Origin of the sequence: Methylosinus sp. LW4 (assembly GCF_000379125.1) — a bacterium.
Lineage (GTDB): Bacteria > Pseudomonadota > Alphaproteobacteria > Rhizobiales > Beijerinckiaceae > Methylosinus.
On sequence record NZ_KB900626.1, the window covers coordinates 2,758,037 to 2,770,367 of the forward strand.

A 12,331-nucleotide genomic window follows, 5' to 3' on the forward strand; every position below is an offset into this window, starting at 1 on the left:
GATTTCATTCAGGTGACTTCATGCCCCCGACGCTCTCCACTTGGGCCTTTGTGCTCGCCGTTCCCGATCTCGACGCCAGCGCCGGCTATTTTCGCGACGTGCTCGGCTTCGAGCTGCTGTGGCCGGAGGCCACGGATTGGCGCTTGGTTCAGCGCGACAATGTCCGCGTGATGCTGGGCCATTGCCCCACCGACGCGCCGCCCACCACGCTCGGCTCCCACAATCTCTTCGGCTATGTGAATGTGAACGACATCGACGCGCTCCACGCCGAGATCGCCGCCCGCGGCGCGCTCTGCACCCCGCCGGCCGATCGCCCCTATGGAATGCGCGAGATCGTCGTCACAACGATCGACGGGCATCGCATTTTGTTCGGGCAGGCGATCGGCGGCGGGGTGGGGTGATGGCGAGCGCGATGATGCGCAAGGAGCGGTCATGCGCCGCAGACGGCCAGAGGACCCGCTTTTCGGAGTTCGCGGACCTTCGCCCGCGCAGGATATCACGTCGTTTGCGCATGGCTGGAACCGATGCGGGCCTCAGCCACACAGTGCGGGAGCCTTTTCGTCGACGAGCCTTCGATTCGAAGGCCTCTCCGCTTGGTTCGTCGCACCGGTTCGCCATCCGAGCGCGCTTGCGCGCGCTTCCGCAAATCTAGGATGTTTTTCGAGTTCCGAGGAAAAAAGTCCAGCCACCAGCTCGTCGATACGCGCGCGCAGCTCTTCTCGTCGCTTGCATTTGGATTTTGTCGTCGACGATGTCACCGGTAAGGCGAAGCCTTCGGCTACGCGCGCTCCGCCGCGTTCGAGCCAAAAAGCGTCATAATCTGCGCGCATCCGCTGGCGTTGCCACCAGGCGTCGGCGTTGATCGAATGAGTGTCGTTCGATACCGCGAGAATCCGCCGCGCGCCCATGGCTCGGGCGAAATGCGTCGCCGCCAGGAAGACCGCCATTTTGGGACGCACCCCCCAGAGAGCCCGCGTCGCTTTCACGATCCGCGTTTTGGCGTCGGGGCCGCAGTGCGACGATGGTCCTTGCAGTCCCCCGATCAAAAGGCAGGGCTCTCCATCTTGTCGGTTGGCGAGCACAAAGGTCAGCTTCGCGAGTTCGAGACCGTCCGCAGCGTCGCTCAATACCAAACTCAGCTCCCCCTCCTTGTAGCAATATTCCGCAGGGCGTAGCGACAACCGATAAGTTGCGCCGTTCTTTCCAGATAGAATTCCGAGCTCTAGACTCGATCTTCCCCAAGAAACGGCGACAAGAGCCGGAATAGCGTCACCAATCAAATTATAGTGATCCGTTAAAATCGACACGCGCTGTGATAGCGAGAGGCGATACAGGGCATAATTAGAAAACGGCTTTTTGATACATTGCGTCGGAGCGGCTCCGAACTGAAGTTTTTCTCCGAAAGCTTCGAGAAAATTCAGCCATGCCGCTGTGGCGCGCATATCCCGCAACGACGACAGGAAGAATATTCCCGCTCGAAATGCCGATTCATTTTCTGCGATCACGCAGACGTCCCGCCATATCGTCCGTATCGCTTCTTGCACCACGCCTCCAAACAAACGACTGTTTCGACACGGCTTCGCACGTTGCGTCGATCGCCATTCGATAGGTCATGACGGATCAACATTAACTATCTGTAATGTAGCGTACACATTGCAGCAATAATTTGTCCAGTCAGGCTCGAGGTCGGATATGGATCGAGAAAGAGCGCGGCGTCGGTCGCCCAGGATCTGTCGATCGAGGGCTTTCGGATAGCGGGAGCCGATTTAGGTCTTCGACGCAGACCGTCGAGGGTCAGAACCCCCGCCCCCATTCCCGTCCGCGCCTCGTCGCGGTAGACTTACCCCCATGACCGACGCCCCCATCCGCTATGTCGAGCCCGTGTTTCGTCCGCCCAGCGAGGCGGAGTCGCTGATATTGCCCGTCACCGATGGATGCTCGTGGAATCGTTGCAGCTTCTGCGAGATGTACACCGCGCCGCAGAAGCGCTTCCGTCCGCGGGACGAGGCGGAGGTGATGGAGAGCATAAAGCGCTGCGGCGAGATTTATGGGGCCTCGGTCGCGCGCGTGTTTCTGGCCGATGGCGACGCCATGACCTTGTCGACGCGCCGTCTCGCCGCCATTCTCGAAGCGATCCGCCGCGAGCTGCCGGGCGTGCGGCGCGTGTCGAGCTATTGCCTGCCGCGCAATGTGAGCCGCAAATCCGTCGCCGAGCTGCGCGATCTCGCCGCGCTCGGCCTGTCGCTCGTCTATGTCGGCGCGGAATCGGGCGATGACGATGTGCTGGCGCGGGTTCAGAAGGGCGAGACCTTCGCCTCCAGCCGCGACGCGCTGGAGAAGCTCGGCGCGGCCGGGATCAAGCGCTCGGTGATGATCCTCAACGGGCTCGGCGGCGCCGCGCTCAGCGAGGCGCATGCGGAAAATTCCGCCGCGCTGATCAACGCCGCGCAACCGGAGTTTCTGGCGACTCTGGTCGTCAGCTTCCCCAAGGGCGAGGCGCGGTTTCGCGCCGATTTCCCTGATTTCGCGCCGCTCGACGTGCCGGGGCTGCTGCGCGAGATGGAGCGCTTCCTCTCGCGGCTGGAATTGCGGCGCACCGTGTTCCGCAGCGACCACGCCTCCAATTGGCTCGTGCTGCGCGGCACGCTCGGCGCCGACAAGCCGCGCCTGCTGGAGCAGCTCCGCGCCGCCATCGCCGCGCCGGAGGCGGCTCCGCTGCGGCCCGCCTGGGCGCGGGGACTGTAGGCGTCCTTCCGCACTATGCGCCAGCGCACATCGCCCTCGGCGAGCAGAACCTATGCTGCGTTCGGTCGATCGGAATCGGCCAGTCGATGAGGAAAGATGCGCGCATGATCAGAATCGAGCTCGAGCCGCAGATCGCCAAGGAGCTGCTGATCGTCCTGGAACGGCGTCTGATGACGATTCACGAGGTGGAGCAGCGGCTGAAATCCGCCGAGTTCGGCTCGGCCGAGCAGGAGAAGGAGGCGCTCATTCCGATCATCATCGCGCTGGAGAGCGCGCTGAAGATCCCGCCGCATCAATAGGGCGCGTGCGCCCGCGCGCGAGAGCGGCTATGCTCGCCGCCTCTCACCCCGCATGAGGCGCCAATATGCAATTTCTCCACACGATGATCCGCGTCGGCGATCTCGACCGCTCGCTGGACTTCTTCTGCAACAAGCTCGGCCTCGTCGAGGCGCGCCGCACCGAGAATGAGAAGGGCCGCTTCACCCTCGTCTATCTCGCCGCGCCGGACGATCTTCCGCAGGCGAAAGACGCAGGCGCGCCGCTCGTCGAGCTCACCTATAATTGGGACGAGCATGACTATGCGGGCGGCCGCAATTTCGGCCACCTCGCTTTTGCGGTCGACGATATCTACGCGCTATGCGCGCGGCTGCAGGCGGCGGGCGTGACGATCAATCGTCCGCCGCGCGACGGCTATATGGCCTTCATCCGCTCGCCCGATCAAATCTCGATCGAGCTGCTGCAGAAAGGCGCGCCGCTGCCGCCGGCCGAGCCCTGGAGCTCCATGCCCAACTCCGGCGCCTGGTGAACGCTGGTATAGACGCTCAGTAATAATAGTAGCGACGGCGACGCCAGTAACGCGGCCGATAATACCGGCGCCAGTAGCGGCGGCGCCAGCGCGGCCGCCAGACGCGGCGGCGATAGTACCAATAGGTCTTTTCGACCTGCGCCCGCTCGAGATCCTCCGCCGTCGCCACGGCGGCCTCGGGAGCCGGCTCCGGCGCCCGCGGCGTCTCGAGCGGCGCGACCGAGGTGAGGGCGTCGGCAGGACCGGCGACCAGCGCCGCCGCCGCGCCGATGACGAAAAATTTCATGAAAGAGCGACGTTCCATCGACTTTCCTCCGTAAAAGCCGTCGCGACCGGCGCGGGACGCGCCCGCGCGAGCGGCTCATCCTCAAAGAAATCGGGCCATCCCGGCGGCCGGCAAGGCCTTCGCCGTTTTTCCGCCGTGCCCCGGGGGTAAAAGGTCGAATGACGATGAAACCTTTTTGGAACTACGGCGTTTTGCTTACGCGGCGCCCGGCGGCACAGCCGAATGATCGAATAGATTCGAATGAAACGGAGTTTTGTGACGATAGAGCGGCAAAAATGACGACAGCGCTTCTCAAAATTTGGTCCGGCTTTTGCGTGGGCGTCGCGGTTCAGGCGGCGGAACGGCGTCTCGGACGGAAGCCGACAATCGGACGCCGCGAGAAGACTATGGGAATTCCGAAAATGCATTCCGACGGAGCAGGAGAGTTTCGTTCGCAGGACGGAGAAAAGGTCATGCTCGTCACCGATCTGATCCATTCATGCTCGAACGACAAGGTCGCGCAGGCCGCGACTTTCTGCATCGGAGGCGTTTTCGCCGAGAGAGTCCGCGCCGTCGCGCAGGAGAATGGCGTCAGCGCGGGACGTTTCGTCTCTGTCGTGGTGCGCGATTTCGCGCAGAGGGCCGATGAGGCGGAGCGCGCGCAGCTGGCGCGCGAGATGGCCGGCTGCGATCAGCCGATCCTCAGCGGGCTGCGCAAGGTGGTCGAGAAGGCGCTGGAAGGCGGCGCGCAATTCGCCGATGACGTGAAAGGCTTCGGTCTGCCTTTCCTTCGCGACGGCGGGCTCTCCTTCGACGCCGCGGCTCGCCTGCAACGCGCCGCGCGCTGAGGCGCGCGTCGCGCTTCTCGCCAGCGGCCTCTCTTGCCGTCGGCGCGCCCAGCGGCGACAATAGCGCCGCTCGGCCGTCTCTTGGTCGAATCGGCAAAGGCGGGGCATGGCGGGACTGATCGACGAAGCGCAGATCGTCTCCATTCTGACGACCTATGGCTATTGGGCCATATTCTTCATCGTCGCGCTGGAGAGCGCCGGCATACCGCTCCCCGGCGAGACGACATTGGTCGGCGCGGCCATTTACGCCGGCCACTCCGGCAATATCGACGTTCGCTTCGTCATTCTGGCCGCGGCGGCCGGCGCGATCTTCGGCGACAATATCGGCTTTTGGGTCGGGCGCGAGTTCGGCGTGCGGCTGCTGATGCGCTATGGCGCGCATATCGGCGTCGGGCCGCCGCAATTGCGGCTCGGGCAATATCTCTTCATGCGCTGGGGCGGCGCCATCGTGTTCTTCGGGCGCTTCATCGCGCTGCTGCGCATATTGGCGGCCGTGCTCGCCGGCGCCAATCGCTTCGATCCGGTGAAGTTCCTGGCCTATAACGCCGCGGGCGGCATTTGCTGGGCGCTGGTCTTCGGCCTCGGCGGCTATGTCTTCGGCGCGGCCATCCATCGAATCGCCGGCCCGATCGGCTGGCTCGGCCTCGCCGGCGCGATTCTCGGCGCCTTCCTGCTGTGGCGCTATTGGAAAATCCACGAGGAGCGGCTGACGAAGGAGGCCGAGGCGCATTTCGAGCGCATCGATCGTCGTCCGCCGTGACGCGAAGCCGTCAGCTATGCGCGAGGCGAGCGAGCGCCAAAACAGCGCCGAGAATGACGAGCGTCTGAAAGCCGATCGTTCCGAACAGCCATTTGATGATCTCGGCTTTCGTGGCCTCGATCTTCGCCACGAGACGCAGCTCGGCTTTTTCGATCTTCGACTCCAGGTCCGTCTTTACGGTGCCAGATCGGCCTTCGTCGCCAGTTCCTGGCTCGTCGCCTCGGCAAAAGCCTCCGCTGTCGCCTTGGCCTGAGCATGCGGAACGCCCGCGGCCTCGAGCTTCTCCATGCCTCACGCCTCTCTGTCGGCCGCCAAAGGCGCGAGACGCCCGGCCTCCCAGCCGATGATCGCCTGCTTTCGCGTCAGCCCCCAATGATAGCCGGTGAGCGCGCCGCTCGCCCCGAGCACGCGATGGCACGGCACGATGAAGGAAACGGGATTGCGCCCGACAGACGCGCCCACCGCTCGCGCGGCTCCGGGCTTGCCGAGCCGCCGCGCGAGCGCGCCGTAAGTGGTCGCCCGGCCCATGTCGATGTCGAGCAGCGCCTCCCAGACCGAAACGTCGAATTCCGAGCCGATCAGCACGAGGCGCAAGGGCCGGTCCGGCCGCCATTCCGCCGGATCGAAAGCGCGCCGCGCGTAAGCCGCGGTCGCCGCGCCATCGAGCGAGAATCGCGCCTTCGGCCAGCGACGGCGAAGATCGTCCAACGCCTCCGCGCGCACGCCGTCGACGAAGCCGAGCCCGGCGAGGCCGCGCTCTGTCGCGACCAAAATCGCCTCGCCGAAAGGCGAAGGATGGAAGCCGTAGCGCATCTCCAGCCCCTCGCCGCCGCGCTTATATTCGCCCGGCGTCAGCGCCTCATGGGTCACGAAGAGATCATGCAGGCGCGAAGGACCGGAAAGACCGAGCGACAGCGAGGCGTCGAGCAGGTTCGTCTCGCCGCCGAGCAGCGCGCGCGCATGGCGCAGCGTCAACGCCTCGAGGAAGGCCTTGGGCGAGAGTCCCGCCCAGCGCCGGAACAAGGCGCGCAAATGCGCTTCGGACAGGCCCGCCGCCTCCGCCATTTCCTCGACCGCGGGCTGCCGGCGCCAATTCTCGCCGATGAAGCGGATCGTCTCCGCCACCTTGGCGTAATCCTCCTGCGGCCGCGTTTCGGCGAGAGGAGGGATGATGTCGGTGCGCAGGGTCATGCGGCGCATCATGGCGCGCGCGACCGAGAGCCGCCACCCGAAAACGCGTCAGGAATAAAACGGCCCGCGCTTGGCCGTCGCCAGCGCGCGCGAAAGCTCCTCGGCGAGCGCGGCCCTCTGCTCCGGCGCGAGAAAGCCGCCGATCTCGATGCGCTCCCCGCGCGAGACGAGCAGCACGCGCTGCATGCCGAACTCCTCGTCCTCTTCCGTCTCGAGCCGCAGCCAATAAGTGTCGAAACGCCGCTCCCGCCGCAGGCCATAGGCGCTCTTCTTGACGATGACGAGCTCGAAAGGGGTGAGGCTGATGCTCTCGAAAGCTCTGGCCGAACGAAAGCTCACACGCAGCGCGACATAGAGCGCCAGCACGTCCAGCCCCATGAAGCCGACGACCGGCCACGCGCCGAGAATATAGAAGGGAACCGACAGCGCGCATGTGCCCGCGCCGAACAGCAGGATGAACACATGCGCCTGCCGCAGCGTCATCGAGCGATGCGGGATCAGCCGCGTCTGATAAATGGCTTCCGCAGAAGGTGCGCTCGCTGTCACGCCGCCGCCTTTCGTTCTCCAGAATGCCGAGTTATAACGCCTTTATGCCGAACGAAAAGAGCTCGCTCGCCAAGGCGCGGCGTCCCGCATCGCCGCGCAGCCGCGAGGCTGCGCGCATCGATGAGATTTTCGCGCGTCTCGAGGCGGCCGATCCGCATCCCAAAGGCGAGCTCGAGCATGTGAATGTCTTCACTCTGCTCGTCGCCGTGGTGCTCTCCGCCCAGGCGACCGACGTCGGCGTCAACAAGGCGACGCGCGCTCTGTTCCAAATCGCCGACACGCCGCAAAAAATGCTCGCGCTCGGCGTCGAAGGGCTCTGCGGCTATATCAAGACGATCGGCCTCTATCCCACCAAGGCGAAGAATGTCATCGCCCTCTGCGCGCAGCTGATCGAGAAGCACGGCGGCGAGGTTCCCTGCGACCGCGAGGCGCTGCAGGCGCTGCCCGGCGTCGGCCGCAAGACCGCCAATGTGGTGCTCAACATCGCCTTTCATGTGCCGGTGATCGCGGTGGACACGCATATTTTCCGCGTCTCCAACCGGCTGCCGCTGACCAAGGGCAAGACCGTCGAGCAGGTGGAGGCCGGCCTCGAGAAAATCGTGCCCGAGCGCTTCAAGCTCCATGCGCATCACTGGCTGATCCTGCACGGCCGCTATGTGTGCAAGGCGCGCCGGCCGGAATGCGAGCGCTGCATCATCGCCGATCTCTGCCGTTTCGAGGGCAAGACGATCTGAGATGGCAAGACGATCTGACGGCCAGCCCGCTCTTTTCGGGCCGGAATGTGCGCCAGCGCACGAACGTCGCCCCGCTCTCCCGCTAAACCACAGCCATAGTCCGGCCGCGTGGAGGGAGGGGTCATGGGTTTCGAATTCTCCGCCCCTCGCGCGCGCCGAGCCGAGGCCACGAATCAGAAACCAATCATTAACGCAGCCCATAAAAAAGGCGGGTCGCGGCCGGTTTCGCAGGCGCCGGCGCGGACCGGCCCGAAGTGGATTATTTTCAGACAATTAGAGCGAAGCCAAAGGCCGGCCGAGCACAATCTCTGCGCTTGTCGCGCCGCGCGCGCCGACTTATACGAACGTCTCCGCTTTCGCGCGGCCAGGCGCAGTTTCCGGCGTTTCGCCGTCACATCACGGCTCCATGCCCACTCTCTATCATCATCCGCTCTGCCCCCATTCCCGCTTCGTGCGGCTGATTCTCGCCGAATACGGGATCGAGACGACGCTGGTCGAGGAGCGGGCGGCCGAGCGGCGGCGGGAGTTTTTGACGCTCGACCCGGCCGGCAAGACGCCGGTGCTCGTCGACGACGACGGGACTGTGATTCCGGGCGCGAGCGTCATCGTCGAATATCTCGAGGATTGCCTGCCGCCGGATTTCCGCGGCCTGCGGCTGATGCCGCTCGGACTGCACGAGCGCATAGAGACGCGCCGGCTGATCGAATGGTTCAATGTCAAATTCTTCGACGAGGTGACGAATTATCTGGTCACCGAGAAAGTCTACAAGCGCTTTCTCGCGCCGGAGATCGGCGGCGGCGCGCCGGACATGGATCTGCTGCGGGTCGCGCGCGCCAATCTGCGTCCCCATATTCGCTATATCGGCTATCTGACCGAGGCGCGGCGCTGGCTGGCGGGCGAATCCCTCACCTATGCGGATTTCGCCGCTGCGGCTCATCTCTCCTGCGTCGACTATCTGGGCGACGTGCCATGGGACGAGGACGAGACGGTCAAGCATTGGTATCAGCGGATCAAGTCGCGGCCGGCCTTCCGTCCCCTGCTGGCCGATCGCGCGCCGGGCATGACGCCGGGGCCGGTCTACGCCGAGCTGGACTTCTGAGCCTCGAGCAGGCGCTGCGCGGCCGCGCGGCCACGCTCGGCTTCGATCTCTGCGCCATAGCCGCCGCCGACGCCCCGGCAGAGGCGGGCGAGCGGCTCGCGCAATGGCTCGAATCCGGCGCCCATGGCGATATGGACTGGATGGCGGAAACCGCCGAGCGACGCGCCGCGCCCAAGGCGCTGTGGCCGCAGGCGCGCTCCATAATAATGCTCGGCGTCGATTACGGCGCGTCCGGCGATCCGCTGGCGACGCTGGAGAAGCCCGATCGCGGCGCCGTGTCGCTCTATGCGCGCCGACGCGACTATCACGAGGTCATAAAGGGTCGGCTGAAGCAGCTCGCCGGCTTTCTGCTGGCGCAGGCCGGCGGCGGCGAGGTCAAGGTCTTCGTCGACACGGCGCCGGTGATGGAAAAGCCGCTGGCGCAGGCGGCCGGGCTCGGCTGGCAGGGCAAGCATACCAATCTCGTTTCGCGGCGCTTCGGCTCCTGGCTTCTGCTCGGCGCGATCTTCACCGATCTTTCGCTCACGCCCGATGCGCCGGAGCAGGATCATTGCGGCTCCTGCCGCGCCTGTCTCGACGCCTGCCCGACCAAGGCCTTTCCGGCGCCCTACCGCCTCGATGCGCGGCGCTGCGTCGCCTACCTCACCATAGAGCACAAGGGCCAGATCCCGCGCGAGTTCCGCGAAGCCATCGGCAATCGCATCTTCGGCTGCGACGATTGCCTCGCCGTCTGCCCCTGGAACAAATTCGCGCGAGCGACGCGGGACGCCAAGCTCGCCCTGCGCGAGGATCTCTCCGCGCTCCCCCTCGCCGATCTCGCCGCGCTGGACGACGCCGGCTTTCGCGCGCTCTTCGCGGGAACGCCGGTGAAGCGGCTCGGCCATGCGCGCTTTCGGCGCAATGTGGCGATCGCCATCGGCAATTCGAAAAACCCACGGCTCGCCGCCGCTCTCCGGCCGCTGCTCTCCGATTCGTCGGCGCTCGCGCGCGGCGCATCCGTCTGGGCGCTGGCGCGGCTTCTCCCTGCGGGAGATTTTTCCGCTCTCGCCGGGAAAGCTCTCGCCGAGGAAAAAGACGTAGCGGTGCGCGACGAGTGGGCAAAAGGACACACCTGACGAAAAAGTGACGCCGCGACGCAGATTGCCGCGGCGCAACGCCGGCGCATCCATGGATTCGCCGCAGCACAAACAGTAGAGTTCTCTGCGCCGCCCTCGGGCGCGCGCCTCACGCCGAACGCCGCCGCCATGCCCAATGTTTCGCGACGCACAATAGATGATCCAGCCGCCGAGGCGGCGCGCCTTTTGGCGCGTCTCAGCATCATGCTGCTGTTCATCATCTCGCAGCTCGCGCCGATCCTGACGCGGCAGACCATCTATATACTGCTGCCCATCGGCGCCGCGCTGCTGCTGCTCTCGGCCAGCCTCGCGCCGGAGTCGCGGCGGCTGCGCGAGATCGCCGTGCTGGCGCTGACGCCGACCGCCCTCGCCGCTTTCTTCTTTGTCGGCTGGACGGGATTGTCGCTCGCCTGGACGCCCTTCGGCGCCGGCCCGGCGGAGCGCTACGCCAAGAGCGCCGCGACCTTGGCGCTGGTCGCCGCCGCCTGCGCTCTGCTGCCGGCGCGCACCAAGACCTCCAATCTCAATCTCCTGCCGATCGGCACCGGCGCCGCCGCCGCGGCCCTCGCCGCCGTCGCTCTGCTCTCGGCGAATGGCGGCGATCCGCCGCTCGATCTCGACAGCAATGCGCTGCAGCGCGCCGGCCTCGGCCTGGCGCTGGCGATCTGGCCGGCGCTCGGCGCGCTGGCGCTGCGCGGACGCTGGGTGTCCGCCGCCCTTCTCGCTCTCGTCAGCGTCGCCGCCTGCCTGCTGGCGCGCGCGCCCAATGCGCTGCCCGCGCTGATAGTCGGCGCGCTGGCGCTGGCGCTGTCCTTCGGCAAGGCGCGACGCGCCGGCTCGCTGCTGGCGATCCTCTCGGCGGCGCTGATCCTGCTGGCTCCGCTGGCGCCCATCCTCGTGCATCTCGTCGCGCCCGAGCGGCTGCCGACCTTCGCCGCCCCGCTCGAGACATGGGGACGAATCATCGCCAATGACGGGCCGCGGCTCCTCATCGGCCATGGCTTCGGCGCGGCGGTCTTCGGCGTCGCCGGGCATTATCTCTACCCGGACACGCCGCGCAGCATGCTGTTCCAAGTGTGGTTCGATCTCGGCGTTCTCGGCGCGCTCGGCCTCGCCGCCGTCGTCGCCCGCGCCTTTTATGTCATCGGGCGGACACGGCCGGTGCTCGCGCCCTTCCTGCTCGGCGGCCTGGCGACGGGTCTGACGATCTGCGTGCTGGGACCGGCGGCCGAGCAGCTCTGGTGGCTGACGCTCGCCGGCCTCAATGCAATCGCCTATGCTCTCGTGCTGAAGGGGCAGTTCCGCACGCGCCGCCCGCGCCTCGAGCCCAATGGCGGAATGGGACGGCTCGTCGTCCGATGACGCTTTGACGCTTCTTATTGCGGGCAGGCGATTCCGCGGGCGACGCTGACCTGACCGTCCGAGCCTTCGACGCGAGTGACGGCCAGCACGCAATCCTCGTCATCGGCGCCATAGGCGCGGCCGATCAGAATCGCCGGACCATCGCCGAAGGGACGCAGCACGGTCGCGCTGTCGCCGAGCGTCGTCCTGGTGATGAGAGAGGGCGCAGCAGGCGCCTCGAAACGCGCGCCGAGCGACGGCGTGGCGGCGACGGACGCGCCGAGGCTGGCCGCGACCGTCACGGCGAGAAGAATTCGCGAATTTCTCGACAGGACCGAATTTCTCGACACCATGATTCGACGCTCCCGGCGAAGGGCCGACTGGAGCGAGGAACTCTCCCCGAAGCGTCGGCCGCGCCTCTCATGGGCTGTAACGCGGCGACGTCGGCGATGGTTGCAGAGACCGTAGAAACCGAAAGGCGAGGCCGGAGCCTCGCCTCAATGCCTTTCCTCGCGCCTCACTCGCAGACGCGGGTGGGACGATAGCCGACGACGACGCCATATTCGTCGAACACCGGGCGACGCTCGCGCCAGCAGCGATAGGGCGGCGGCGCTTCATAGACCGGGGCCGGATAATAGGCCGGCGCGCCATAATAGGGCGGGGGCGGCGCAACCGGACGCGCTGCGCCGCCGGCGAGCGCGCCGAGCGCGAAGCCGCCGATGCCCGCGGCGATGGCCGCGCCCGGATCGCCCGCAGCGGCCGGCGCGGCCGTCACGATCGGCGCGACGCCGAGGCCGAGCGCGACGAGCGCGCCCGCGAATTTTCGTGCCGAAATCTCCCTCATGACTCTCTCCATCACACCAGGGGCGTCGCTCGGACGGC

The 12,331-nt window shown here is 66.1% G+C and carries 16 protein-coding genes and 1 pseudogene; 10 read left to right on the top strand and 7 right to left on the bottom strand.

Features of this window, described 5'->3' with window-relative positions; genetic code table 11:
• Positions 1-20 precede the first annotated feature (20 nt).
• Positions 21-401, top strand: a complete 381-nt coding sequence (locus METLW4_RS0113825) for a VOC family protein (protein WP_018266808.1) — start codon at positions 21-23, stop codon at positions 399-401.
• Between the two features lie 132 nt (positions 402-533).
• On the opposite strand, the gene METLW4_RS27060 is transcribed toward METLW4_RS0113825, so the two are convergent.
• Entirely contained in the window at positions 534-1,505 is a 972-nt protein-coding gene (locus tag METLW4_RS27060) for a DUF535 family protein (protein ID WP_157235128.1), read from the bottom strand.
• A 343-nt stretch (positions 1,506-1,848) separates the two neighbouring features.
• On the opposite strand from METLW4_RS27060, the gene METLW4_RS0113835 reads away from it, so the two are divergent.
• The 3 genes from METLW4_RS0113835 (at position 1,849) to METLW4_RS0113845 (ending at position 3,550) form a co-directional block, all read left to right on the top strand.
• Positions 1,849-2,745 (top strand): radical SAM protein, encoded by an 897-nt coding sequence (locus METLW4_RS0113835; RefSeq protein ID WP_018266810.1) that lies wholly within the window; start codon positions 1,849-1,851, stop codon positions 2,743-2,745.
• A gap of 104 nt (positions 2,746-2,849) precedes the next feature.
• The gene (locus tag METLW4_RS0113840; RefSeq protein ID WP_018266811.1) at positions 2,850-3,044 is read left to right on the top strand and encodes a hypothetical protein; all 195 of its coding nucleotides are present in this window, start codon (positions 2,850-2,852) and stop codon (positions 3,042-3,044) included.
• Between the two features lie 65 nt (positions 3,045-3,109).
• On the top strand, positions 3,110-3,550 hold the full coding sequence (locus METLW4_RS0113845) for a VOC family protein (protein WP_018266812.1): 441 nt from the start codon (positions 3,110-3,112) through the stop codon (positions 3,548-3,550).
• A gap of 16 nt (positions 3,551-3,566) precedes the next feature.
• On the opposite strand, the gene METLW4_RS0113850 is transcribed toward METLW4_RS0113845, so the two are convergent.
• Positions 3,567-3,854: a hypothetical protein gene (locus tag METLW4_RS0113850; protein WP_018266813.1), complete on the bottom strand. Its 288-nt coding sequence runs from the start codon at positions 3,852-3,854 to the stop codon at positions 3,567-3,569.
• A 383-nt stretch (positions 3,855-4,237) separates the two neighbouring features.
• On the opposite strand from METLW4_RS0113850, the gene METLW4_RS24905 reads away from it, so the two are divergent.
• Positions 4,238-4,663, top strand: coding sequence for a hypothetical protein (locus METLW4_RS24905; RefSeq protein ID WP_245258454.1), 426 nt, complete (start codon positions 4,238-4,240; stop codon positions 4,661-4,663).
• A 106-nt stretch (positions 4,664-4,769) separates the two neighbouring features.
• Positions 4,770-5,423: a DedA family protein gene (locus METLW4_RS0113860; RefSeq protein WP_018266815.1), complete on the top strand. Its 654-nt coding sequence runs from the start codon at positions 4,770-4,772 to the stop codon at positions 5,421-5,423.
• Positions 5,424-5,606: 183 nt separating this feature from the next.
• Here the strand turns inward: METLW4_RS0113860 and METLW4_RS28885 are convergent.
• The 3 genes and pseudogenes from METLW4_RS28885 to METLW4_RS0113875 all read right to left on the bottom strand — a co-directional run.
• Positions 5,607-5,711: pseudogene (locus METLW4_RS28885) on the bottom strand (DUF1640 domain-containing protein); the annotation flags it as partial.
• 3 nt (positions 5,712-5,714) lie between these two features.
• A complete protein-coding gene (locus METLW4_RS0113870) occupies positions 5,715-6,614 on the bottom strand; it encodes a methylated-DNA--[protein]-cysteine S-methyltransferase (protein WP_026191505.1) in 900 nt (299 codons plus the stop codon).
• Between the two features lie 48 nt (positions 6,615-6,662).
• A complete protein-coding gene (locus tag METLW4_RS0113875; RefSeq protein WP_026191506.1) occupies positions 6,663-7,160 on the bottom strand; it encodes a DUF2244 domain-containing protein in 498 nt (165 codons plus the stop codon).
• A gap of 44 nt (positions 7,161-7,204) precedes the next feature.
• Between METLW4_RS0113875 and nth the strand changes: the two genes are divergently transcribed.
• From nth to METLW4_RS0113895, 4 genes are all read left to right on the top strand, one after another.
• The gene (nth, locus tag METLW4_RS0113880) at positions 7,205-7,894 is read left to right on the top strand and encodes an endonuclease III (RefSeq protein WP_020493743.1); all 690 of its coding nucleotides are present in this window, start codon (positions 7,205-7,207) and stop codon (positions 7,892-7,894) included.
• A 406-nt stretch (positions 7,895-8,300) separates the two neighbouring features.
• Complete coding sequence (locus METLW4_RS0113885; protein WP_018266821.1) at positions 8,301-8,993, top strand: glutathione S-transferase family protein; 693 nt, start codon at positions 8,301-8,303, stop codon at positions 8,991-8,993.
• Positions 8,891-10,108: a tRNA epoxyqueuosine(34) reductase QueG gene (gene queG / locus METLW4_RS24915; RefSeq protein WP_245258455.1), complete on the top strand. Its 1,218-nt coding sequence runs from the start codon at positions 8,891-8,893 to the stop codon at positions 10,106-10,108. Before METLW4_RS0113885 ends, queG begins: the two co-directional genes overlap by 103 nt.
• Before the next feature lie 129 nt (positions 10,109-10,237).
• On the top strand, positions 10,238-11,470 hold the full coding sequence (locus METLW4_RS0113895; protein ID WP_018266824.1) for a hypothetical protein: 1,233 nt from the start codon (positions 10,238-10,240) through the stop codon (positions 11,468-11,470).
• A 14-nt stretch (positions 11,471-11,484) separates the two neighbouring features.
• On the opposite strand, the gene METLW4_RS24920 is transcribed toward METLW4_RS0113895, so the two are convergent.
• Together METLW4_RS24920 and METLW4_RS0113905 are read right to left on the bottom strand one after the other, a co-directional pair.
• Positions 11,485-11,802 carry a hypothetical protein gene (locus METLW4_RS24920; RefSeq protein WP_018266825.1) on the bottom strand — a complete coding sequence of 106 codons (318 nt, stop codon included), beginning with the start codon at positions 11,800-11,802 and terminating at the stop codon, positions 11,485-11,487.
• A gap of 164 nt (positions 11,803-11,966) precedes the next feature.
• On the bottom strand, positions 11,967-12,293 hold the full coding sequence (locus METLW4_RS0113905) for a hypothetical protein (protein ID WP_157235130.1): 327 nt from the start codon (positions 12,291-12,293) through the stop codon (positions 11,967-11,969).
• Between the last annotated feature and the right edge of the window lie 38 nt (positions 12,294-12,331).